This window comes from Streptomyces sp. NBC_01485, assembly GCF_036227125.1.
Lineage (GTDB): Bacteria > Actinomycetota > Actinomycetes > Streptomycetales > Streptomycetaceae > Streptomyces.
The window spans coordinates 3,301,830-3,325,980 of record NZ_CP109435.1; the positions used below are offsets into that span (position 1 = coordinate 3,301,830).

Genomic DNA, 24,151 nt, shown 5'->3' on the forward strand with positions numbered 1-24,151 from the left:
CGGGCGCCCCCATCGGGCTCAGCCCGGGAACATCCCGCCGGTGACGTTGACGAAGGTGCCGACGGGCCTCGCCGTCCAGACAGAGGTCCTGTCCGCCGCCCTCACCGCCGAACAGTCCGACCAACTGGCCGACCTGCTAAGGCAGTTGCTGACGGAGACGGAGACGCCGGGGAGTTGACCGAGGCGTCGACGAGGAGTTGACCGGCCTCGGAGTCGGTCAGTCGTCTTCGGGCGGCCAGGGGAACCCGAGTTGCTCGGCGCGTTCGCGGCTGCCGCCGCAGAACCGGCCGTAGGTTCTCGGGTCCTCCTCGGCCAGTCGGCGCAGGGCGGCGGCGGCCTGCGCCTCGGGTGGGGTGCCGTCGTCCGGGACGGTCCAGCGGAACTGGAGCGGGTCGCCGTCCGCCTCCCCCGTACGGGGTCCCGGCGACCACCAGAAGTTCACCACGGCGGTGTCCGGGTCGGCGAAGCCGCTGCCGATCCAGCCCGGGCGCGCGTCCCACCGGCCGAGCAGCTCCGGCCGTTCGACCAGCCCCGCCTTGATCAGACGGGCCACGGTCCGGGCCGGCCACGACCAGTCGGCGTCGGTCTCCGCCCGGGCGATCTCCGCGTCGTAGGCGGCGGCGTCGAACCGTTGCGCGGGCAGCTCGGGTGCGGGTCCACGGGTGCCCGGCGGGGCCGGCCGCCGCCAGTCCTCCCATACCACCTGGTCGCCGTCGCGGCGGATGGTGACGTACAGCGCGCCGCAGCAGCCCTCGGTGCACCAGGCCTCCGCGAGTTGCACCCGGCGGGGCTCGGGACCGGCCCGGAGCAGGCCGTCGTCCAGGAGGCGTTCGGGGCTGTGCGCGGGACCGTGCGGGAAGACGGCCGGGACGAGGGGACGTCCGTCGAGGAGGATGCGGGTCTCGACGGGCTCCCCGTCCACGGGGTCGCCGGCCACGACCTCGATGCGCAGCCTGCCGCCGGACGAGGCCGGACGGGTGAACGGCCGCCGCCCGGTACGCCGGATCCAGCCGGCCCACAGCCGTCGGGCCGTGGTGTCCGCGCCCTCCGCGCCGTCCCTGCCGGGTTCGGCCGGAGGGGTCCGGGAGGGCTCGGCCAGGAGTCGGCCGAGGGAGGCGAGGAGCGTCTCGTGGTAGCCGGAGCCGGAGGGCCAGTCCAGCAGCGCTCCGGTTCCGCTGCTCAGGCCGAGGGCGAGGGAGAGGAGGGTTGCGTGGTGTTCGAGGGTCGGGGGCAGGAGACCGGCCCGGCCGACGACGGTCTCGTAGACGCCGGGCGCGTCGCGGTAGGCGAGGAGTTCGGTCGGGTCGTCGCGGGTGGACGCCATCCTGATCAGGAGGCGGCCCGCACGGGCGAGCAGGACCGGGTCGGCGGGGTGTTCGGCGAGCAGTTCGGGCAAGCGTGCGGCCTCCGAGATACGGCGGGCGATGGTGCTGCTGACAAGACGGGGCTCGGCGGCAAACGCCACCAGCTCCCTGTGGACGGCTCGCCCGTCCCCCGCGGCCAGGGCGCGCACGAGCGGCCGTAGTTCGGCACGGCGGACGGAGATCACGAGCCAGACGACGGCGGCGGACCGGCGGTCGAGCGCGTCCAGGGCGTGTACGGCCGGACCGGTGAGCGACCGGAGCAGGCCGAGGGCGGAGAGGTACGGGACGTCCTCGGGCTCGCCGAGGCGGGAGAGGAGGGCGAGGCCCGTGGTGACGGCGGGCACGGTGGTGCCGGTCCGGGTCAGCCGTCTGGCCAGTGTGCGGACGGTGGCGTGCTGCTCGGCCGGCAGCGGCAGGCCGGCGACGGCGGACTGGATCAGGTGCCGGTGACGGCCCCGCACACCGAGTTCGGCGAAGCGGCGGTGAAGGGCGGCCGAGTCGTCCGGCAGGGGGTGCAAGGCCTCCGCGATGACGGCCGCGAGTTCCTTGCGGGACAGCGGCGTCTCGTTCTCGTTGCTGTTCTTGCTGTTGTTCTCGTAGTTGTTCTCGCCGGCGTCGGGGAGGCCGAAGCCGCGGCCGGGCGGGAGCCCGTCCGGGGACTCGCGCAGCAGGCGCAGTACGTGGTCGTACAGGGCGGCGGGCCCTTCCTGGGCGCTCACCGAGCGGTGGGGAACTCGATTCCGTAGGTCATGCGCGGCAGCCTGCCAGCCGGGCTCACGGCCTGTCGACGGAATTACCCGCCAGGGAAGACCAGGAACACCAGGGAACACAACGAGGGCGTCGGCCTCACCCACGTACGGCGTGCGCGTACGCGGGCGAGGCCGACGCCCTCGGAGAGCGTGCGGCGGCTACACCAGACCAGAGGCTTGGCGCTGGCCCTCGTGCCTTGAACTCAGGCCTTGGCCCGTGCTTTGGTGTCGTCCCGGTCCGTCGAACCGTCGAGGACCCACACCAGTCCGGAGATCAGCAGGAAGAGCCCGATGGGGGCCACGACGTAGAGGCCCAGCGTCTCGACGACGCTGAGACCCGGACCGGGGTCGTCGCCGTCGTCGCGGGTCAGCGCGAGGGCGGGGGACGACATGAGCAGCATCATCAGCGTCGTACCGGCGGCCAGGGCGCCGGCGCGCAGGGCGTTCTTCTTGTCCACGGTGCCAAGTTAGCGAACGGTGTCGGCGGGCGCGCGCCCGGGGTGCCGTATGAGGTGCCCTACCCGGTGTCGTACGAGGTGTCGTGCGCGGTGTCGTACCGGGTGCGGAGCCGGGATCACGGGCTGCCCCGCTCCCGCAGGACGTCGATCAGCGCCCGCAGTCTCGGCGAGGCCGCGAGCTGCTCCAGGGTGACCGGACGGCCCTCCGCGTCCGCGATGGGCAGGCGCCAGTTCGGGTACTGGTTCCAGGTGCCGGGGAGGTTCTGCGGGCGGCGGTCGCCGACGCCGTCCGGGAGCCAGACGCCGATCATGCGGGCGGGGGTGCCCAGCAGGAAGCGGTGGACGGCCTGGACCTCGGCCTCCTCCGAGGAGCGGTCGCTGCCGCCGGCGGACCCGGCCAGCAGTCCGAGGCGGGTGAGCAGCCCCAGCCACTCCGCCGTGTCGTTGGTCGCGTCGGCGCGCTCTTCCTCCACCGGCCGGGTCAACAGGCCCAGCCGGTCGCGGAGTTCGACGTGTTCGCCGGTGAGGCGGGCGGCGGTGGACGGCAGGTCGTGGGTGGTGACGGTGGCCAGGCAGTCGGCGCGCCAGCGGTCGGGGGGCAGGGGCCGTCCGTCGCCGTCCCAGTCCCGCTCGAACCACAGGACGGACGTGCCGAGCACCCCGCGTTCGCGCAACGACTCCCGCACACCCGGCTCGACGGTGCCGAGATCCTCGCCGATCACGACCGCCCCCGCCCGCGACGCCTCCAGCACCAGGACGGCGAGCATGGCCTCGGCGTCGTAACGGACGTACGTCCCCTCCGTGGGCGGCTGTCCCTGCGGCACCCACCACAGCCGGAACAGGCCCATGACGTGGTCGATGCGCAGGGCGCCGGCGTAGCGGAAGAGGCCGCGGAGCAGTCGCCGGTAGGGCGCGTAGCCGGAGTCGGCGAGCCGGTCCGGGCGCCAGGGCGGCAGGCCCCAGTCCTGGCCGCGGGCGGTGAAGGCGTCCGGCGGGGCGCCGATCGACATGCCGGCGGCGAAGTACTCCTGCTGCGCCCACGCGTCGGCGCCCTCGGGGTGCACGCCGACGGCGAGATCGTGCACGATCCCGATATCCATCCCCGCCTCGCGCGCGGTGCGCTGGGCGGCGGTGAGCTGGGTGTCGGTGAGCCAGGCGAGGCGGGAGTGGAAGTCGACGCGGTCCATCAACTCGCCGCGGGCGCGGGTGGTTTCGGCGGACCGGGGGTCGCGTAGCCCGCTCGGCCACTGCCGCCACTGAGATCCGTGCACCTCGGCGAGGGCGCACCAGGTGGCGTGGTCCTCCAGGGCCTGCCCCTGCTCGGCGAGGAAGTCGCAGTAGGCGGCGCGCCGGCCGGGCCCGAGCGGCACACGGACAACCGCTTCGAGCGCCTCTCGCTTGACCGCCCACACGGCGTCCCGGTCGATCAACTCCCCCTTTTCCAGCACGGCTTGACGCAACCGCGCGGCGCGTTCGAGAAGCGCTGCGACGCCTTCGCGATCGTCGACGTACGCGTACTCGGGAACGTCCTCGACGCGCAGGTGCACCGGGTCGGGGAAACGCCGCGAGGACGGCCGATAGGGGGACGGGTCGGTCGGCGCACCGGGCACCGCCGCATGCAACGGGTTGACCTGCACGAACCCGGCCCCGAGAGCCCGCCCGGCCCAGGCGGCCAGCTCCCCCAGGTCGCCGAGGTCACCCATGCCCCAGGAGCGCCGGGAGAGGAGGGAGTACAACTGGACGAGAAGTCCGTACGAGCGTCCCGTGGGCATGGGCGTACCCGTGGGCCTGGGCAGACGGGCCGGGGCGACGACGAGGTGGGCGCGGCCGGTCCGCCCGTCGGGCGCGGTGACCGTCAGCTGATGCACCCCGGGCGGAAGCCCCTCGACCGCGTCACGGCTCTCGCCCTGCTCGGTCTCGACGAGCAGCCGGCTGCCCTCGGGAAGCACGGCAAGCGCCTCCGCCCGGCTCTCGCCCCCGCCCCCGCCCCCGCTCTCGATCCCGCTCCCGCTCCCGCTCCCGCTCCAGCACACCACGGTCGGCGGCAGCAGCCGCTCGCGCAGCTCCGCCTCCCGGGTGACGAGCGCACCCCGCACCGCCTCCGGGGTCCCCGCGTCGACGCCGAGGGCGGCCAGGGCGCGGGTGACGGCGGCGGCCGAAGCCGTGACCGTACGGTCCGGGGAGGGCTGGTAGGAGGTGCCGACGCCGTGCAGCGCGGCAAGCCGGGCGAGCTCCTCTCCGGGCGGCGCGGCCACCGCTACGGCCTCGTGGATCCGGAGTCCGCGGCGGCGAGCGGCGGCTCACTGGTCAGCGGCTCGGCATCGGGCAGCGGGGGTTCGCTGGTCAGCGGCGGTTCGGCGCAGGTTCCTTCGGCACGGGTCGGCTCCGCCAGACGTTTGGACTGGACCGGAAGCGGGGGATATGCCGGTGCGACCACGGTGGCCTCCTTGTGGGGGGGGTACGGCGTCGGTTACCGCTACCGCAGGCCTACCCAGCGAGCGCGACGACAGACGTCCGACGAACATCCGTCATCGCAACACACGCTGCCATAGCCTCGCTCGACCCGCTCAGGCCCGCGCAGACCCGGCAGACCAGCAGCCCGGCCGTAATTCGGTTGACCCGGCCACGGGGCGTCGCTGCACTGTGGCGGGTACCACGCGTCGTGGTGCCGGCATCCCGGAAAGGCGGCAGCGGCAGCGATGGAGATCCGTTCCACGACCGAGCAGGACCGCGAGGTCTTCGTCGACACGCTCCATGCCGCGTTCGGACGCTTCCCGGAGACCCCGGCCGAGGGCGGCGGCGGGGTCTGGTGGGCGGCGCTCGAAACGGACCGCGGCCTGCTCGCCACGACGGCGGACGGCCGGCCCGTCGGCACCGCCGGTGCGTACTCCTTCGAGCTCACCCTGCCCGGTGAGATCCTCGCCCCGGCCGCCGGGGTGAGCTTCGTCGGCGTCCTGCCCTCGCACCGACGCCGGGGCGTGCTCAGCGCGATGATGCGGCATCAGCTCACCGAGCTGCGGGCCCGGGGGGAGTTCCTCTCCGTGCTGCTGGCCTCCGAGGCCCTGATCTACCAGAGGTTCGGCTACGGACCGGCGACCTACACACAGCAGCTGACGGTGCCCCGCCGCCAGGCCGCCCTCGCCCTCCCCCGCGCACGCGGAACGGCCGACACCGCAGCGACCGGCTCGGACACAGGCTCGGAAACCGGCACGATCGAGGTGCTGCGGCGTGCCGAGTGCGGCGAGATCCTGGAAGAGGTCTACGACCGGTACCGCCGCGCACAGCCCGGCGCGCTGTCCCGGCCGCACCTCTGGTGGGCCTCGGGCGCGGGGCACCCCCCGGTCGCTCCGGCACCGCGCTACGTCGCCGTCCACCGGGACGCCGACGGCGTCCCGGACGGGTACGCCAGCTACTCGATCGGCGAATCCGACGCCTTGACGGTCGACGAGACCATCGCCGCCGACGACGCCGTCTTCACGGCTCTGGCCCGGTTCGTGCTCGGGCACGACCTGGTCCCTCAGGTCGTGTTCAAGCACGTCCCGCCCGGGCACCCGCTGCGCTGGCAGCTCGCGGACTTCCGCGCCGGCCAGGTGAGCGGCGACACCGACTGGCTCTGGGTGCGGCTGCTGGACGTCCCGCGTGCGCTGACCGCGCGCGGCTGGTTCACGGACGGCGAGCTCGTCCTCGACGTCGACGACCCGTTCCTCGGCGAACACGGCCGCCACCTGCTGACCGTCCGGGACGGCAAGGCCGACTGCGTCCCGACGGGCCGGGAGCCCGACCTCTCCCTGGACGTGAGCGACCTGGGCTCGATCTACCTCGGCGGCACCACCCCGAGCACCCTCGTACGCGCCGGACACATCACAGCCCACCACCCAGCCGCGGCCCCCCTCGCCGACGCCCTCTTCCGCACCGACCGCGCCCCACACTGCCTGCACTGGTTCTGATCGCAGGTCCGGCCGCCGGACACCTCGCGGTGCGCCGCTGACACCGCCGCGCCCGACGCCCGCCCCACAGAAACGTGACACTCTGCCCGCGAAGTGTCACATTTCCACAGCCACACCCACCCAGCCCCAGCCCCAACGCCGCACGAGAAGCCCGCACAGGCGCCTCCTGACGTGAACCGGCTGCCCCGGGCGCTGCCAATGACCAGCGCGAACCTGTACGCCCCGGCCGTGCGCGTCCCGAAGGGCCCCGCGGCCGGGCTGGGGGTGGTGCCACGGGGCATGCAAAAGCCCGGATCGTCTAGGCGGAGATGCCGTCGATCCGGGCCAGGGCGTCGTCCGCGCCGTACGGCTGCAAGTACGGCAGCCAGCGCGGATCCCTATGGCCCGTGCCGATGATGCGCCAGGCGAGGCCGGAGGGAGGGGCGGGTTTGTGACGCAGCCGCCAGCCGATCTCGACGAGGTGCCGGTCGGCCTTGGTGTGGTTGCAGCGACGGCAGGACGCCACGACGTTGTCCCACACGTGTTTGCCCCCGCGGCTGCGCGGGATGACGTGGTCGACGCTGGTTGCGACGCCACCGCAGTACATGCACCGGCCCCCGTCCCGCGCGAACAGCGCCCTGCGGGTGAGAGGAACGGGCCCCCGGTAGGGAACCCGGACGAATCGCTTGAGCCGGACCACGCTGGGTGCGGAAACCGTGACGGTCGCGCTGTGCATGAAGGCGCCGGATTCCTCCAGGGAGATCGCCTTGTTCTCCAGGACGAGGACGAGCGCGCGGCGGAGCGGTACGACGCCGAGCGGCTCGTACGACGCGTTGAGGACCAGGACATGCGGCACGGATGCCTCCTTGGGCGTCGGCGGCGCGTGGCTCGCGCCGGGACGATCTGCAGTCAGTCTCTCCTCTTGCCTGGTGGACGCGCCACCATGTCCCGGTAACGGGCTGGGAGTGTTTTCGACCACACCCTGATTCATCCCCCGGATCATGGCCGGTTCAAGCGCAGGTGAGGACCGTCTCTCCTTCACGCATCTCGCCGAACCACTCCCAATGCCCCGTTAGTGTGGTGGTTCTGTCTGTCCGGTGACCTTTTCGTGACCTTGCAGCGCGTGTCGCCCTTGACCGCCGCACCGGATGGAGCAGTGCAGCACCTGGAGGTACCTGCCGTGTCCTTGCCCGCCGTCCTACTGGCCGCCGGTCCGTCGCCGTCGCCGACTCCCTCGGAGTCGCCGACCACGGTGACGGTCCCGTCCCTCCAGGACGCCCAGGAGAGCGCGACGAACGCGGCCAGCTGGGTCGAGGAGAACTGGTCGACGTGGCTGGCGATCGGCCTGCGGGTCCTGCTGATCCTGGTGATCGCGGTGGTGCTGAGAGTGGTGGTGCAGCGGTCGATCACCAAGCTGATCGACCGGATGAACCGTACGGTCGGGTCGGCCGACGGCACCTCGCTGGGCGGGCTGCTGGTCAACAACGAACGGCGCCGGCAGCGCTCGCAGGCGATCGGCTCGGTGCTGCGCTCGGTGGCGAGTTTCCTGATCCTGGGCACGGCCGCGCTGATGGTGCTGGCCACCTTCGAGATCAACCTGGCCCCGCTGCTGGCCTCCGCCGGCGTCGCGGGCGTCGCGATCGGTTTCGGCGCGCGCAACCTGGTCACGGACTTCCTCTCCGGCGTGTTCATGATCCTGGAGGACCAGTACGGCGTCGGCGACCAGATCGACGCGGGCGTGGCCTCCGGCGAGGTCATCGAGGTGGGGCTGCGCGTGACCAAGATGCGCGGCGACAACGGCGAGATCTGGTACGTCCGCAACGGCGAGGTCAAGCGGATCGGCAACCTCTCGCAGGGCTGGGCGACGGCCGGCGTCGACGCCACCGTGAAGGCGTCCGAGGACCTCGACCGGGTCAAGGCCACGCTGGACGAGGTCGCCGAGAAGATGAGCAAGGAAGAGCCCTGGAACGAGCTCCTGTGGAGCCCGATCGAGGTGCTCGGCCTGGACAGCGTCCTGCTGGACTCGATGGTGGTCCGCGTCTCCGCGAAGACGATGCCGGGCAAGGCCCTGACCGTCGAGCGGGAGCTGCGCTGGCGCGTCAAGCGTGCCTTCGACGCGGCCGACATCCGCATCGTGGGCGGCGCGACCGCCCCCGCCACGGAGGACCCGGCCGACCCGACGGCCGCGGTCGCGGCGCCCTCCGTCTTCGCCAACGCGGACTCCCCGCAGTCGGCGGCGGCGACGCCGATCGCTCCCCAGCGGGTGACGACGCCTCCGGCGAAGTAACCCGCACGAGGAGGCAGGCAGCGCCTGCCCCCGCGCCCCTGCGCCCTCGCACCCCTGCGCCCTCGCATCCCTCTCCGCCCCTGCGCCCCTGCGCCCTCGAGGTAACGACTCTGTTGCCTCGGGGGCGTTTGCCGTTTCGCGCCTTGACGCCCCCTTCGCGCCGGGCTTACCTTCCCCTTCATTGATAGGAAACTTTCCTAACAGTGACCGGAAGTGGACTTGTGTCCCGCGTCACTGAAAAGCTGTGCAGTTCAGAAAGGCAGGTGTCGACCCCATGGCAGCAACCGCAGGAACCGCCGGAACGCCGGGCACCCCGCGCGTCCTGCGCGCCATGAACGACCGCGCCGCCCTGGACCTCCTGCTGACGCACGGCCCCCTGTCCCGCACCCGCATCGGCAAGCTCACCGGGCTCTCCAAGCCCACCGCCTCCCAGCTCCTGGCCCGCCTGGAGGCGGCGGGACTGGTCCTGGCCACCGGCACCACCGAGGGGCGACCCGGCCCCAACGCCCAGCTCTACGAGGTCAACCCGGCCGCCGCGTACGCCGCCGGGCTGGACGTCACCCCCGAACGCATCCTCGCCGCCGTCGCCGACGTCACCGGCCGGACGGTGGGCACGTACGAGGTGCCCACCCCCGGCAGGAAGACCGCCGGGGCCGTCGTACGGCAGGTCACCGACGCCCTCGACGGCGCGGTGAAGGCCGCGGGCCTCACCCGGGGCGACGTGCGGCGGCTCGTCGTCGCGACCCCCGGCGCCTTCGACCCCACCACCGGTCGTCTGCGCTACGCCTCCCACCTGCCCGGCTGGCACTCCCCGACGCTGCTCGACGACCTCGCCGCAGCCCTCCCGATGCCGGTCGAGTACGAGAACGACGTCAACCTCGCCGCCGTCGCCGAACAACGGCTCGGCGCGGCCCGCGGCCACGAGGACTTCGTCCTCCTGTGGAACGAGGGCGGTCTCGGCGCCGCACTCGTCCTCGGCGGCCGGCTGCACCGCGGCTGGACCGGCGGCGCGGGAGAGGTAGGTTTCCTTCCGGTTCCGGGCGCACCCCTCGTGCGGCAGGTAACGAAAGCCAACAGTGGCGGCTTCCAGGAGCTGGCCGGCTCGCAGGCCATCCCGCAGCTCGCCCTGGAGCTCGGCATGAACGGCATCCCGACCGGACCGTACGCCGAGGTCGCCGCCGCGCTCGTGCAGCGGGCCGTCACCGAGGACACGGTGCTGAACCGGCTGCTGCTCCAGACGTACGCGACCCGGCTCGCGACCGGTCTCGCCTCGCTCGTCTCCGTGCTCGACCCCGAACTCGTCGTCCTCAGCGGCGCCAGCCTGACCGCCGGCGGCGAGGTGCTGCGCGCCCTCGTCCAGGACGAGCTGGAGGAACTCGCCGCGTCCCGGCCCAAGCTGGTCGTGGGCGACGTCACCGAACAGCCCGTGCTGCGCGGCGCGCTGGAGAGCGCGCTGGCGGCCACCCGCGACGAGGTCTTCGACACCACCTCACGCTGACCGGCGCCCCCTCCCCCTAGACCCCCTTCGCCTCACCTCTCACCTCTCACCGCACCTCTCTCCTCACCTCCCCTGTCCCTGGAAGGCTCCGCCATGCCCACACGCATACCCGAAGTCGTCCGAAAGGCGGCTTTTGCCCTCACCGCCTCCACGGCCCTGCTCCTGTCCACCACCGCCTGTACCGGCCAGGCCGCGTCCTCCGGCGCGGGCGACGACGCGTCGAAGGAACAGACCATCACCTTCTGGCACGCCTGGAGCGCGCCGAGCGAGGTGAAGGCCGTGAAGGCGCTGGTCGCCGGCTTCGAGAAGGCGCACCCCACCATCCACGTCGACGTCGTCGGGAACATGACCGACGACAAGATCAACCAGGCGCTGCGGGCGGGCGGCAGCACGGCGCCCGACGTGATCTCGTCGTTCACCACCAACAACGTCGGCAAGTTCTGCTCCTCCGGCGCGCTGGTCGACCTCAACCCGCTCTTCAAGAAGGCGGACATCGACCCGGGCACCACCTTCCCGAAGGCGATGAGCGAGTACACCGAGTACGACGGGAATCGCTGCGCCGTGCCGCTGCTGGGCGACGCCTACGGCCTCTACTACAACAAGACCGCGTTCCAGAAGGCCGGCATCACCGCCCCGCCGAAGACCTGGTCCGAGTTCGAGGCCGACGCCAAGAAGCTGACGATCACTCAGGGCGACACGTACAAGCAGCTCGGATTCATGCCGAACTACCACGGCTGGGAGACGACGACCGAGCACTACATGGGCCAGTTCGGGCCCACGTACTTCGACTCGTCCGGCAGGTCGACGGTCGCCACCGACCCGGCCGTCGCGGGCGCCTTCACGCTCCAGAAGAAGCTGGTCGACGAACTCGGCGGCTTCAAGAAGCTGGAGAGGTTCCGCGCCGGCCTCGGTGACGAGTGGGGTCCCAAGCACCCCTTCCACACCGGCCAGGTGGCCATGCAGCTGGACGGCGAGTGGCGCCTCGGGATGGCCCTGGACGCCAAGCCCGGCTTCGACATCGGCGTCGCCCCGCTGCCCGTGCCGGACGACCAGGCCGACCGGTACGGCCGGGGCTACATCACCGGCACCATCGCCGGTATCGCCGCCACCAGCAAGAAGCAGGCCGCGGCCTGGGAACTGGTGAAGTACATGACCACCGACACGGCCGCGGTGGTCGCCTTCTCCAACGCCATCCACAACGTGCCGTCCACACTGGCCGCGCTGAAGTCACCCGACCTGAAGTACGACCCGCGCTTCAAGACCTTCCTCGACATCGCCGCGAACCCGAACTCGACCACCTCCCCGGCCTCGGTCAACGGCGGCGTCTACCTCACCACGATCCAGCAGCTCGGCTACGACTACGAGAGCGGCAAGGTCACCGACCTGAGGGCGGGCCTGACGAAGGCGGGCGCGCAGATCGACACGGACATCGCGCAGGCGAAGTAGCGATGAGCACCCTCACGTCGACGCCGACGTCGAAGCGCCGCTCACCCGGCCTCGCCGCGAAGCAGCGGAAACAGGCCCTGCGCACGCTCGCCTTCCTCTCGCCCTGGCTGATCGGCTTCACGGTCTTCTTCGCGTACCCGATGATCTCGACGGTCTACTTCTCGTTCATGCACTACGACGGCTTCAAGCCGCCGACCTGGAGCGGGACGAAGAACTGGACGTACGTCTTCGAGCACTACCCCTTCTTCTGGCCCGCCCTGCGCAACACCCTCTGGCTGGTCGTGATCATGGTGACCACGCGGGTCCTGTTCGGGCTCGGGATCGGCATGCTGATCACGAAGATCAAGACCGGTACGGGCGTCTTCCGGACCCTCTTCTACCTGCCCTACCTGGCCCCGCCGGTGGCGGCGACCATGGCGTTCGCGTTCCTCCTCAACCCCGGTACGGGCCCGGTCAACTCCATCCTGGAGAAGATCGGCATCCCGGCCCCGGGCTGGTTCAACGACCCGGACTGGTCCAAGCCGGCCCTCACCCTGATGTTCCTGTGGGGCATCGGCGACCTGATGGTCATCTTCATGGCCGCGCTGCTCGACGTACCGAAGGAGCAGTACGAGGCGGCGGAGCTGGACGGCGCGTCGGCGTGGCAGCGGTTCCGGTTCGTCACCCTTCCCAACATTTCGCCGATCATCATGTTCGCGGTCGTCACCGGTGTGATCGCGGCGATGCAGTGCTACACCCAGCCGCTCGTCGCCGGAAAGGTCGCCTCGGGCGTGATCCAGGGCGCGGGCACCATGTTCGAGCCCGGCTACCCCGACCACTCCACGCTCACCCTCCCCCAACTCGTCTACAACCTCGGCTTCCAGCGCTTCGACTACGGCTCCGCCTGTGTCGTCGCCCTGGTCCTGTTCGCCCTGTCGATGGCGTTCACCGCGCTGTTGATGCGGCGCCGGGGCGGCCTCATCCAGGCAGGTGACTGACATGGCCCAGGACACGGCCCAGGGCATGGCCCCCGTACAGGAACGGCCGGTGGAGTCGAAGAACCCGGCCACGCCCGCCGAGCGCACCGCCCGCCGCAAGGCGCTCCTGGAGTGGATCGGGATCCACTCCCTCGGCGTCGCGGCGGCCCTCTTCTTCGTCCTGCCCTTCGTGTTCGTCTTCCTGACCTCCCTGATGAGCGACTCGCAGGCGCTCAGCCGGGACCTGATCCCGCACACCTGGGAATGGGCCAACTACCGGAAGGTCTTCGACACCCCGGGCTTCCTCACCTGGTGGAAGAACACGCTGCTCTACGCGGGACTGGGAACAGTCCTTACAGTCGTGTCGTCCGTCCCCGTGGCGTACGCGCTGGCCAAGTTCCGCTTCCGGGGCCGCAATCTGTCGCTCATGCTGGTGATCTCGATGATGATGCTGCCTCCCCAGGTGGTCGTCATCCCGATGTACCTGTTCTGGGCGAAGCAGCTCGACCTGTCGGGCACCCTGTGGCCGATGATCATCCCGCTGGCGTTCGGCGACGCGTTCTCGATCTTCCTGCTGCGCCAGTTCCTGATGACCATCCCGGGCGAGTACCTGGACGCGGCGAGGGTGGACGGCTGCGGTGACCTGCGCATCCTGCTGAAGGTCGTGCTGCCGATGGCGAAGCCCGGCATCGCCGCCGTCGCCCTCTTCCAGTTCTTCAACGCCTGGAACGACTACTTCGGCCCGCAGATCTACGCCTCCGAGAACCCGGGCGCGTGGACCCTCTCCTACGCGCTGGAGTCCTTCAAGGGCGCGCACCACACCGACTGGAACCTCACCATGGCGGCCACCGTGCTGGTCATGGCCCCCGTGATCCTCGTGTTCTTCTTCGCGCAGAAGGCGTTCGTCGAAGGTGTCACCCTCACCGGAGTAAAGGGTTAACAAGCCATGAAACTCACCGTGGTCGGCGGCGGCTCGACCTACACCCCCGAACTCATCGACGGCTTCGCACGCCTACGGGACACCCTCCCCGTCGAGGAACTGGTCCTGGTCGACCCGGCGGCCGACCGGCTGGAGCTGGTGGGCGGTCTGGCCCGGCGCATCTTCGCCCGCCAGGACCACCCCGGCCGGATCGTCACCACCTCCGACCTGGACGCGGCCGTCGAGGGCGCCGACGCCGTCCTGCTCCAACTCCGCGTCGGCGGCCAGGCGGCGCGCCAACGGGACGAGACGTGGCCCCTGGAGTGCGGCTGCGTCGGACAGGAGACGACCGGCGCGGGCGGCCTGGCCAAGGCGCTGCGCACGGTCCCGGTGGTCCTCGACATCGCCGAACGGGTCCGCCGCACCAACCCCGACGCCTGGATCATCGACTTCACCAACCCGGTCGGCATCGTCACCCGCGCCCTGCTCCAGGCCGGCCACAAGGCGGTCGGCCTGTGCAACGTGGCGATCGGCCTCCAGCGCAAGTTCGCGGCCCTCCTCGGCGTCGCCCCGGCCGACGTCCACCTGGACCACGTGGGCCTCAACCACCTCACCTGGGAGACGGGGGTGCGCCTGAACGGCCCCGACGGCGAGGACGTCCTGCCCGGCCTCCTCACCGCCCACGGCGACACGATCGCCGCCGACCTGCGGCTGCCCCGCCCGCTCCTGGACCGCCTGGGCGTCGTCCCGTCGTACTACCTGCGCTACTACTACGCGCACGACGAGGTCGTACGGGAACTGCGCACCAAGCCGTCCCGGGCCGCGGAAGTGGCCGCCATGGAGCGCGAGTTGCTGTCGCTGTACGCCGACCCGGCCCTGGCCGAGAAGCCGGCGCTGCTGGCGAAGCGCGGCGGCGCCTTCTACTCGGAGGCGGCGGTGGATCTGGCAGCCGCCCTGCTCACCGGCTCCGGCAGCCCCCACCAGGTGGTGAACACCCGCAACAACGGCACGCTCCCCTTCCTGCCGGACGACGCCGTGATCGAGGTCCAGGCGGCGGTGGGGTCCAAGGGCGCGTCCCCCCTCCCCGTGGCGCCGGTGGACCCGCTGTACGCGGGCCTGATGGCGAACGTCACGGCCTACGAGGACCTGGCCCTGGACGCGGCCCTGCGCGGCGGACGCGACCGCGTCTTCAGGGCCCTCCTCTCCCATCCCCTGATCGCCCAGTACGAGTACGCCGAGCAACTGACCGACCGACTCGTCTCGCACAACCGGGAGCACCTCGCGTGGGCCTGACGGCAAGTGTGCTCGCCATCGACGCGGGCAACAGCAAGACCGACGTCGCGGTCGTGGCGCCCGACGGGAACGTCCTCGCCACGGCCCGCGGCGGCGGCTTCCGCCCGCCCGCCGTGGGCGTGGAGGCGGCGGTGGACGCCCTCGCCGACACCGTCACGCGCGCGTACCGGGCCGCCGGCGTCACGACGGCGGCCCATGTCTCCGCCTGCCTGGCCAACGCCGACCTGCCGGTCGAGGAGGAGCAGTTGGCGGCGGCCCTGCACGCGCGCGCGTGGGGCGATTCCGTGGACGTCCGCAACGACACCTTCGCGATCCTGCGGGCCGGCGTGGCCGAGCCCCGGGGCGTGGCCGTGGTCTGCGGCGCCGGCATCAACTGCGTGGGCATGCGCCCCGACGGCCGCACCGCCCGCTTCCCGGCCCTCGGCCGCCTCTCCGGCGACTGGGGCGGCGGCTGGGGCCTGGCCGAGGAGGCCGTCTGGCACGCGGCGAGAGCGGAGGACGGCAGGGGCGGCCCCACGGCCCTGACGCACACGCTCCCGGCCCACTTCGGCCTCCCGACCATGTACGCCCTGATCGAGTCCCTCCACCTGGAGCACATCCCCCCGTCCCGCCGCCACGAACTGACCCCGGTCCTCTTCGCGACGGCCACCGAGGGCGACCCGGTGGCCCGCACCATCGTCGACCGCCTGGCCCGGGAAGTGGCAACCATGGCAACAGTGGCCCTGACCCGCCTGCACCTACTGGAGGAGGAAACACCGGTACTGCTGGGCGGCGGAGTCCTGACTGCGGGCCACAACCAGTTGGACGACCAGGTGAGGGACCTGCTGGCGGCCAGGGCGCCGAAGGCGGTGCCGAGGGTGGTAAGCGCACGTCCAGTGCTGGGCGCTGCGCTCCTGGGCCTGGACAGACTGGGGGCGGGGGCGGAGGTAAGGGAAAAGGTACGGAGCCATTTCACCGCAGGCTGAGTGCAACCCGTTAGGGGCGCGGGGCCGCATCGATGTGCGGCTCCGCCGCGTGGGCGCGACCAGCCCCCACGCACCCGCGCCCCGAACACAACCAAACCCCCCGCGAAGGAACCGATCTCACACCCCAGACGTATTCATGAGCAGGGCTGACTGCGATCTGATCAAGATCCAGTGAAGGCCGGTGCGCAGCACACCTCCCGCCAGCGATACTTGCCGACGGGAGATGACCATGGGGGAGGTCAAAGAGTGGCAAACCTGGCAAGCCCGCCAACCGGCACGACACCACCGCCGACACGCCGTACGGCATTCGCCGAGGGCGTGGACAAGGCGCGCGCGGCGGCGACCACGGAGCCGGGCCGACTCCGCATCGTCGGCGCCCTCCTCGCCCTCCTCGTCCTCGCCTTCGGCGCGGTGACGGCCTGGCAGACGACCGACCGCGAGGCCGCCGCCGACGACGTGCTGCACAAGAGCCAGCCGCTGAGCACGGCCGCCGCCGACATCTACCGTTCGCTGGCCGACGCCAACACGGCCGCCTCCAGCGGCTTCCTGGCGGGCGGCCAGGAGACGGCGGCGTCCCGGCAGCGGTACGAGGACGACATCGACACGGCCGCCGCCAAACTCGTCACCGCGGCCAACAACGCCGACCCCGGTTCCCCCTCAACGGCGGCGATCACCAAGCTGAACACGCTGCTGCCCGAGTACAAGGGCCTGGTGGAGCGCGCGCGGACGTACAACCGGCAGGGCTTCCCGGTCGGCGGCGCCTATCTGCGGTACGCGAACCAGAAGATGCAGTTGGAGATGCTCCCGGCGGCCGAGGATCTCTACAAGAAGGAGAACCAGCGCCTCGACGACGACTACGGCGACGCCACCCCCTACCCGTGGGCGGCGATCGCGCTGGGCGTCCTCGCGCTGGCCGGCCTCGCCTGGGCGCAGCACCGCAACTACCGCCGTACGAACCGCCTCCTGAACCACGGCCTGGTGTCGGCGACGGCGGCCACCACCGTCGTCCTGCTCTGGCTGGTCGTCGGGCACACCGTGGCCCGCGCGGGTCTCAACGACTCCTACGACGACGGCGTCCGCTCGCTGACCGTGCTGCACGACGCCCGGATCGCCTCCCTGAAGGCGCGCGGCAACGAGAACCTGACGCTGGTGGCGCGCGGCGCGGAGACGGTGAAGGTGACGGCCGACGGCGAGGACGTCACGCTCGACAAGTACGACCACGACTTCACCACCGACATCACCGCCCTCGGCAAGGGCCTCGCCCTGGCGGCGAAGTACGCCGACGACCAGTCGGGCGAGAAGCCGGTCGCGTCGGCCGAGAGCAACATGGCGGAGTGGAAGAAGCGCCACACCGCGGCCCGCGCGCAGGACGACAACGGCAACTACGAGCAGGCGCTGTCCCTGGTCATCGGCGGCAAGGACGCGACCGGCGCGTGCTTCGACAACGTCGACGAGAACCTCGCGGACGCCCTCGCGCACGAGCAGGCCGAGTTCAAGCGGGCGGCCGGGGACGGTCTGGACGCGATGAGCGGCCTGGCCGTCGGCGCCGCCGTGCTCGCCGTGCTGGGCGCCGCGGGCGCGGTCCTCGGCATCGGCCGCAGGCTGTCGGAGTACCGGTGAAAGGGGGCGCGCCGATGCGTGCGCAGCGTGTGCGGGCCGGTCTGAGGGGCTGGGGCGGCGTAGGGGCGATGGCGGTCGCCTGCGCGCTCGCGCTGACCCTCGTCCTGCTGCTGCCGTGGGCGCGGTCCCACGGCGACGGAAGCACGGGCCGCGGCGGCCCGGGCGTCGCCGAGGGCAGCCCGGTGGCCGACGCCACCTGCACGGCCCCCGAGAAGCAGACGCTGGCGCCGTCGAGCGCGGACGGCCCGACGATCGCCGCGATCAAGGCCCGGCAGGGCGAGAAGCGCAAGCTGATCGTCGGCGTCGACCAGAACAGCTACCGCTGGGGCTACCGCGACCCCAACAACACCGGCGCGGAGCTGGAGGGCTTCGACATCGACCTGGTGCACCGGATCGCTCAGGACATCCTCGGCGACCCGGACGCGGTCCAGTTCAAGGCCATCCCGACCAACCAGCGCGTCCCGGCCATCCAGGAGGGCCGGGTCGACATGGTCGTGCGCACGATGACGATCTCGTGCAACCGCCTCACCGACGTCGCGTTCTCCGCGCCGTACTTCAAGACGGGTCAGCAGGTGCTCGCCCCCAAGGCCTCGACGATCACCGGCTACAACGACACGCTGGCGAAGAAGAAGGTCTGCACGGCGACCGGTTCGACCGCCAACACCAAGCTCGACGACGACAAGAAGGCCGACCGGCTGCCCGCCACCGTCGACATCCGCACCACCGTCCCCAACCAGCTCGACTGCCTGGTGCGGTTGCAGCTCGGCGAGGTCGACGCGGTGGTCACCGACGGCGCGCTCGCGGCCAGCCAGGCCGCCCAGGACCCGACGGTCGAGCTCAAGGGCGCCCCGTTCACGGCCGAGTACTACGGCGTGGCGATGAAGAAGGACGCGAGCGATCTGGTACGCCGGGTCAACCAGATCCTGGTGGAGTACCGCGCGAGCGGCTGGCAGGCCTCGTACGACAAGTGGCTGTCGGCGACACTGGGCAGCGACGCGACGACGTCGAAGCCCCCCGCACCGCAGTACCTGCGCACGAGTTGACGAACGCCGAGGAGCGTCGAGCAGAACGTCAGGCAGGCAGCGCACCGAGCGAAGATCCGACAAGGCAGCGAGAGGTGATCGATGGGCGTCACGGGACCCCCCGGGCCGGTGATGGACCGGGACGAGGTCGACCGTGCGCTGGCGCGGCTCGGCGCGGAGCACGAGGCGATCGAGACCTCGCTTCTCGCCCTGCAGGACCACGCGGGCCGCAGGCTGCTGGAGGGCGCCGAACTCACCGGTTTCACCAAGGAGCGCTGGGCGTCTGCGGACGCGTCGATCACCCTCCTGTGGGCGTACTTCGACGCGTACACGGACGCGTTGCGCGGCGCCCGTGACATCCGTTCGCGCCGCCGCTGGTCCAGCCGCGAGGACCTGGTCGAGCTGACGGAACTGCTGCGCGGCGAGTCCGTCACCATCGCGGGATCCGTCACGGGGTCCATCGCCGGACCGGCCGCCGCCAACGCCAACGCGCCGACGCTGCACGGCACGGCCAAGCTCAGCGAGAGCTTCTCCCTCGTCGCGCTCGTCGACCGGATGAACGAGCTGTACGCGTCGTCGCTGGACATGGTCGTCGCCGCCGACGCGGTGTGGTCGGCGCTGCCCGCGCGGATCGATTTACTGGCCGCGGAGCTCCAGCGCACCCGCCGGCTCGCGCATTCCGTGGGCGTCCGCCCGGGCGAGCACCCGGCGGGCGACGACCTCGAGCAGATCACGCACACGCTGACGCGGCTGCGCGAGGAGGTCGTCTCGGACCCGCTCGCGTACTGGGTGCGCGCGCAGGGCAGTTCGGCGCCGGGCGGCGGCCGTCCCGACACCACGGTGTACGACCGTGAGGCGCGCGCCCTGGAGGACGTACGCCGGGAGATCGACGCGGTGCTGACGGTCCGTCAGGACGCGGAGCAGCGGCTGCTGAAGCTGCGGGACATCCTCAGCCGCGCCGACCGGACGCTCGCCGAGGCGCGCACCGCGCGCGGTGAGGTGCTCGCGAAGATCGCCGCCACCGAGGTGCCGGTGGTCGGCGGACCGCCGACCGCGCTGCAGGAGCAGTTGGCGACGGCCGCCGAGTACCGCCGGTACGCCCAGTGGCACCGGCTGTCCCCGCTCCTGGAGTCCCTGGAGGAGAAGGCCGAGGACGAACTGCTGCGTGCCCGCGAGTCGTTGAGCGCGGTCACCCAGCCGCTGGCAGTCCGCGCGGAGCTGCGCGGGCGCCTCGACGCGTACAAGGCGAAGGTCGCGCGGCACGGGCTCGCCGAGGACCCGTTCCTCATCGAGCGCTACGACGCGGCGCGCCGCATGCTGTGGAGCGCGCCCTGCGATCTGCGCGTCGCCGAACAGGCCGTCCTGCGCTACCAGCGGGCGGCGGCCGAACTGCTCGCCGCCCCGCGCGTGCCCGAGCAGGGCGGACCCGAGGACCACAGGGGGGAGCGGTAGCCATGAGTCAGGCAGGGCAGTCGTGTCAGCGGCCGGGCTGCGAGGGGTCGTACGAGGACGTGGGCGGCGGCGAGCTGTACTGCGACACCTGCGGTCTGGCCCCGGTCGTCTCGTCCGGGGGTCTCCCCTCCGGGGGAGGGCTGGTCGGCTCGCCGCCGACCGGGGTGACCGGCGGGGGCGGCAAGGGCTCGTCGGGGAGCGGCAGTTCGCGCTCCAGCGCGCACACCGGGCACAGCGCCCGCAGTGCGGGCAGCTCCCGTACGTCGTCGCAGTCGTCGAAGTCGCGCCGCTCGGTGTCCGGGCGGCTGTCGCGCTCGCTGTCGGGCAGTTCGACGGGCCGCTCGGTGTCGGTGCGTTCGTCCGGCACGTCGGCCGGCTCCTCCGGGCGGGCCCGGCTCGGCGTGGGCCTGGTCTCGGTGCCGCAGGTGCCGCGTCCCGACCCGCGCGCGATGGTCCTCGACAACCCCGAGGTGCCCGAGCGCAAGCGGTTCTGCTCGCGCTCCGACTGCGGGGCGCCGGTGGGCCGTTCGCGCGGTGAGCGGGAGGGCCGTACGGAGGGTTTCTGCACCAAGTGCGGCAACCCGTACTCGTTCGTCCCGAAGCTGAAGTCCGGGGACGTCGTGCACGGCCAGTACGAGGTCGCGGGCTGTCTCGCGCACGGCGGCCTGGGCTGGGTCTATCTGGCGGTGGACCGCGCGGTGTCCGACCGCTGGGTGGTCCTCAAGGGCCTCCTGGACACGGGCGACCAGGACGCGATGGCCGCCGCGATCTCCGAGCGGCGCTTCCTCGCGGAGATCGAGCACTCCAACATCGTGCGGATCTACAACTTCGTCGAGCATCTCGACCAGCGCACCGGCTCGCTCGACGGCTACATCGTCATGGAGTACGTCGGCGGCAAGTCCCTCAAGGAGATCGCCAACTCCCGCCGGACGACCGGGGGCAAGCGGGACCCGCTGCCGGTCGAGCAGGCCTGCGCGTACGGCATCGAGGCCCTGGAGGCGCTCGGCCACCTGCACAGCCGCAACCTGCTGTACTGCGACTTCAAGGTCGACAACGCGATCCAGACCGAGGACCAGCTCAAGCTGATCGACATGGGCGCGGTCCGCAGGATGGACGACGACGAGTCGGCCATCTACGGCACGGTCGGCTACCAGGCGCCGGAGGTCGCGGAGGTCGGCCCGTCGGTCGCCTCCGACCTGTACACGGTGGGCCGTACGCTCGCCGTCCTGACCTTCGACTTCCAGGGTTACACGACCGTCTTCGTCGACTCCCTGCCCGACCCCGACAACATCGAGGTCTTCCGCCAGTACGAGTCGTTCTACCGGCTGCTCGTCCGCGCCACCGACCCGGATCCGGCCCGCAGGTTCGCCTCCGCGCAGGAGATGGCCGAGCAGTTGACGGGCGTGCTGCGCGAGGTCGTCTCGCTGCAGAGCGGCCGGGCCCGGCCCGCGCTGTCGACCCTGTTCGGCCCCGAGGTCAAGGTCACGGACACCGAACTGTTCCCGAAGCTGGACGGGGAGGTGTCGCGGCTGGGGGCACGGGTCGCGGCCGGGGTCGGGATCGAGGGCGGGGTCGGGGGCGGGGTCAAGTCCCGGCGGCTGTTCGGGGGTTCGGGACGTTCGGGGGCCGCGACGGCTCTCGGCGGCGGTGCTCCCGCCCTGCCGGGCGCCGCTCCCGCCCCCGCCCCCGCTCCTGTTCCCGCGCTCGCCTTCGCGGGCGGCGGCGGACTGCCTAGTGCCGGCGCTGGTGTTGTTGCTGGTGCTGGTGCTGGTGCTGGTTCCGGTGCCGTCGGCGGTACCGGTGGCGTCGTGGCCTCGCCCGGTGTCGGATCCACCCTCGGGGCCGCCCTCGTCCCCGGCGGGCTGGTGAAGATCGTCCCCGCGTCCGCCGCGGGTCTCGCGCTGCCCGTTCCGCACGTCGACCCCGCCGACCCCAACGCGGGCTTCCTCGCAGGTCTGTTGGCGTCCGCGCCGGGCGAGCTGATCACGGCTCTCACGGCCGCGCCGGCGCCGTCGGTCGAGAGCCGGCTGCGGCAGATCCGCGCCTGGCTGGAGAACGGCGACCATCAGGCGGCCCTCATGTCCCTCCAGAAACTGGAGGGCGAACGGCCCGACGACTGGCGGGTGGTCTGGTACCGGGGCGTGGCCTCGCTGGTCACCGGCGACCACGAGGGCGCCGCGCTCGCCTTCGACGCGATCTACGACGCCTTCCCGGGCGAACCCGCGCCCAAGCTGGCGCTCGGCCTGTGCGCGGAGGTGCTGGGGCAGCTCGACAACGCCGCCGAGTACTACCGCCTGGTGTGGTCGACCGACCCGAGCTATGTGAGCTCGGCGTTCGGCCTGGCCCGCGTACAGCTCGCCGCCGGGGACCGCCAGAGTGCCGTACGGACACTGGAGTCGGTGCCGGAGTCCTCCATCCACTACACGGCGGCCCGGGTGGCGGCCGTGCGCGCACGGCTCCGGCAGCGGACGGCGCTCGCCGCCGACGTACCCTTCCAGGAGGATCTCACCGCCGCCGCGGCCCAGGTCGAGGCGTTGGACGCGTACGGTCTGGATCCGACGCGGCGTGAGCAGTTGTCGGCGGAAGTCCTCGGCTGCGCCCTCGACTGGATACTCTCCGGAGGCCAGGGCGCGGGAGCGGACACCCGGCGGGTACTGCTCGGCAGCGAACTGGACGAGCGGGGCCTGCGCTTCGGCCTGGAACGCTCGTACCGCACGCTCGCCCGGTTGGCGACCGGCGGTGAGGAGAGGATCGACCTGGTGGAACGTGCCAATCGCTACCGCCCCCGGACGTGGGTGTAGTTGATGTCCCAGATGCCCCGGCAGGCCGCCCTGCCGACGTGTCCGAGCTGCGCGGAGCCGCTCGACGCGGGTGACCGTTTCTGTGGTGCGTGCGGATGCGACCTGTCCGCCGTACCGCCCCGCCCGGACGACCACCCGACCCTCACCATGAACGGCTCGGCGCAACCGGCTCCCCCGGAGGGGGCCCCGGCGAGCGGGACGACCGTGTCGGGTACCGGTGTGAGCGGCGTCGCCGGTGTGCCAGGTGCGGCGAGTGCGACGGGTGCGCCCGGTGTGACCGGTGCGCCCGGTGCGGCGGGTGTGACCGGTGCGGGATCGCCCGCGCCCGGTGCCCCCGGACCCGCCCCCGCCTCCGCTGCCCCCGCCGCCTCCGGTGTGCGGTTCGACCGGCCCGCGGAGCCGGACGAGTACGCGCTCCAGGCGCCGGATCCCCGGGTGGCCGCCGAGGTCGCCCCGGTGGCCGAGTCCGCCAAGGTGTGCGTGGCCTGCCGCAGCGGCCGGGTCGACGGCGACGGGTACTGCGAGAACTGCGGGCACGCCCAGCCGCGCGAACGCGACCACATGGAACTGGAGTCGGGCCCGATGGCCGCCGTCAGCGACCGCGGGCTGCGCCACCACCGCAACGAGGACGCCTTCGGCCTCGGCCGCGCGGTCCTGCCCGACGGCACCCCCGCGCTGGTGGCGATCGTCTGCGACGGCGTGTCCTCCGCGACCCGCCCCGACGACGCCTCCCTCGCCGCGTCGAAGGCGGCCGGCGAGGCGCTGCTGGCCGCCCTGCCGCAGGGCACGCACCCGCAGCAGGCCATGCACGAGGCGATCATCGCCGCCTCGTACGCGGTCAACGCGCTGGCCGACGAGCCGGCCACGGCCCGCGAGCACGCCCCGCACCAGAACGCCCCCGCCTGCACCCTGGTCGGGTCGGTCGTCACGCCCGGGCTGCTGGTCGTCGGCTGGGTCGGCGACAGCCGCGCCTACTGGGTGCCGGCGGACCGCAGTTCACCCCCGGCCCGGCTCACCGAGGACGACTCGTGGGCCGCGCAGATGGTCGCCGCGGGCCTGATGAACGAGGCGGAGGCGTACGCCGACGAGCGCGCCCACGCGATCACCGGCTGGCTCGGCGCCGACGCCTACGAACTGGAGCCGCACACCGCTTCGTTCAAGCCGGACCGGCCCGGTGTGGTGGTGGTGTGCACGGACGGCCTGTGGAACTACGCCGAGGCGGCGGAGGAGATGGCCGAGGCGGTCCCGCCGGACGCCGCCGCACGGCCCCTGCACTGCGCGCGCGTTCTGGTCGGCCACGCCCTCGACGGCGGGGGCCACGACAACGTAACAGTGGCCGTCGTGCCGTTCCCCGCCCCCGCACAAGGGGCAGGATCGGCCTGAGGCCCGCAAACC

The 24,151-nt window shown here is 72.2% G+C and carries 19 protein-coding genes; 14 read left to right on the forward strand and 5 right to left on the reverse strand.

Annotated features, from left to right (window positions below):
• Window positions 1-40: 40 nt before the first annotated feature.
• Window positions 41-178, forward strand: a complete 138-nt coding sequence (locus OG352_RS15120; RefSeq protein ID WP_329217430.1) for a hypothetical protein — start codon at window positions 41-43, stop codon at window positions 176-178.
• Window positions 179-217: 39 nt separating this feature from the next.
• Here OG352_RS15120 and OG352_RS15125 read toward each other — a convergent pair whose 3' ends face one another.
• The 4 genes from OG352_RS15125 to OG352_RS15140 form a co-directional block, all read right to left on the reverse strand.
• Window positions 218-2,083, reverse strand: coding sequence for a hypothetical protein (locus tag OG352_RS15125; RefSeq protein ID WP_329217432.1), 1,866 nt, complete (start codon window positions 2,081-2,083; stop codon window positions 218-220).
• A gap of 233 nt (window positions 2,084-2,316) precedes the next feature.
• Window positions 2,317-2,571, reverse strand: a complete 255-nt coding sequence (locus OG352_RS15130; RefSeq protein WP_329217434.1) for a hypothetical protein — start codon at window positions 2,569-2,571, stop codon at window positions 2,317-2,319.
• Window positions 2,572-2,687: 116 nt separating this feature from the next.
• Entirely contained in the window at window positions 2,688-4,826 is a 2,139-nt protein-coding gene (malQ, locus tag OG352_RS15135; RefSeq protein WP_329217436.1) for a 4-alpha-glucanotransferase, read from the reverse strand.
• A gap of 2 nt (window positions 4,827-4,828) precedes the next feature.
• The gene (locus OG352_RS15140) at window positions 4,829-5,008 is read right to left on the reverse strand and encodes a hypothetical protein (RefSeq protein ID WP_329217438.1); all 180 of its coding nucleotides are present in this window, start codon (window positions 5,006-5,008) and stop codon (window positions 4,829-4,831) included.
• 262 nt (window positions 5,009-5,270) lie between these two features.
• On the opposite strand from OG352_RS15140, the gene OG352_RS15145 reads away from it, so the two are divergent.
• The gene (locus tag OG352_RS15145) at window positions 5,271-6,518 is read left to right on the forward strand and encodes a GNAT family N-acetyltransferase (protein ID WP_329217440.1); all 1,248 of its coding nucleotides are present in this window, start codon (window positions 5,271-5,273) and stop codon (window positions 6,516-6,518) included.
• A gap of 298 nt (window positions 6,519-6,816) precedes the next feature.
• Here the strand turns inward: OG352_RS15145 and OG352_RS15150 are convergent, their stop codons facing one another.
• On the reverse strand, window positions 6,817-7,353 hold the full coding sequence (locus OG352_RS15150; RefSeq protein ID WP_329217442.1) for an HNH endonuclease: 537 nt from the start codon (window positions 7,351-7,353) through the stop codon (window positions 6,817-6,819).
• A gap of 324 nt (window positions 7,354-7,677) precedes the next feature.
• On the opposite strand from OG352_RS15150, the gene OG352_RS15155 reads away from it, so the two are divergent.
• The 12 genes from OG352_RS15155 to OG352_RS15210 all read left to right on the forward strand — a co-directional run bounded on the left by OG352_RS15155 (window position 7,678) and on the right by OG352_RS15210 (window position 24,139).
• Window positions 7,678-8,784 carry a mechanosensitive ion channel family protein gene (locus OG352_RS15155; protein WP_329217444.1) on the forward strand — a complete coding sequence of 369 codons (1,107 nt, stop codon included), beginning with the start codon at window positions 7,678-7,680 and terminating at the stop codon, window positions 8,782-8,784.
• A gap of 274 nt (window positions 8,785-9,058) precedes the next feature.
• Window positions 9,059-10,282, forward strand: a complete 1,224-nt coding sequence (locus tag OG352_RS15160) for an ROK family transcriptional regulator (RefSeq protein WP_329217446.1) — start codon at window positions 9,059-9,061, stop codon at window positions 10,280-10,282.
• Between the two features lie 93 nt (window positions 10,283-10,375).
• On the forward strand, window positions 10,376-11,728 hold the full coding sequence (locus tag OG352_RS15165) for an ABC transporter substrate-binding protein (protein ID WP_329217448.1): 1,353 nt from the start codon (window positions 10,376-10,378) through the stop codon (window positions 11,726-11,728).
• 2 nt (window positions 11,729-11,730) lie between these two features.
• Window positions 11,731-12,705: a carbohydrate ABC transporter permease gene (locus tag OG352_RS15170; protein ID WP_329217450.1), complete on the forward strand. Its 975-nt coding sequence runs from the start codon at window positions 11,731-11,733 to the stop codon at window positions 12,703-12,705.
• A gap of 25 nt (window positions 12,706-12,730) precedes the next feature.
• Window positions 12,731-13,624, forward strand: a complete 894-nt coding sequence (locus tag OG352_RS15175; protein WP_329223834.1) for a carbohydrate ABC transporter permease — start codon at window positions 12,731-12,733, stop codon at window positions 13,622-13,624.
• A gap of 6 nt (window positions 13,625-13,630) precedes the next feature.
• Window positions 13,631-14,896 (forward strand): 6-phospho-beta-glucosidase, encoded by a 1,266-nt coding sequence (locus tag OG352_RS15180; RefSeq protein ID WP_329217452.1) that lies wholly within the window; start codon window positions 13,631-13,633, stop codon window positions 14,894-14,896.
• A complete protein-coding gene (locus tag OG352_RS15185; protein WP_329217454.1) occupies window positions 14,887-15,861 on the forward strand; it encodes an N-acetylglucosamine kinase in 975 nt (324 codons plus the stop codon). Before OG352_RS15180 ends, OG352_RS15185 begins: the two co-directional genes overlap by 10 nt.
• A 246-nt stretch (window positions 15,862-16,107) precedes the next feature.
• Entirely contained in the window at window positions 16,108-17,481 is a 1,374-nt protein-coding gene (locus OG352_RS15190) for a hypothetical protein (protein ID WP_329217456.1), read from the forward strand.
• Between the two features lie 14 nt (window positions 17,482-17,495).
• Window positions 17,496-18,524, forward strand: coding sequence for a glutamate ABC transporter substrate-binding protein (locus tag OG352_RS15195; RefSeq protein WP_329217458.1), 1,029 nt, complete (start codon window positions 17,496-17,498; stop codon window positions 18,522-18,524).
• Window positions 18,525-18,605: 81 nt separating this feature from the next.
• The gene (locus OG352_RS15200) at window positions 18,606-19,955 is read left to right on the forward strand and encodes a hypothetical protein (protein ID WP_329217459.1); all 1,350 of its coding nucleotides are present in this window, start codon (window positions 18,606-18,608) and stop codon (window positions 19,953-19,955) included.
• A 2-nt stretch (window positions 19,956-19,957) separates the two neighbouring features.
• Window positions 19,958-22,756, forward strand: a complete 2,799-nt coding sequence (locus tag OG352_RS15205; RefSeq protein ID WP_329217460.1) for a serine/threonine-protein kinase — start codon at window positions 19,958-19,960, stop codon at window positions 22,754-22,756.
• Window positions 22,757-24,139 carry a PP2C family serine/threonine-protein phosphatase gene (locus tag OG352_RS15210; protein WP_329217462.1) on the forward strand — a complete coding sequence of 461 codons (1,383 nt, stop codon included), beginning with the start codon at window positions 22,757-22,759 and terminating at the stop codon, window positions 24,137-24,139.
• Window positions 24,140-24,151: the final 12 nt, after the last annotated feature.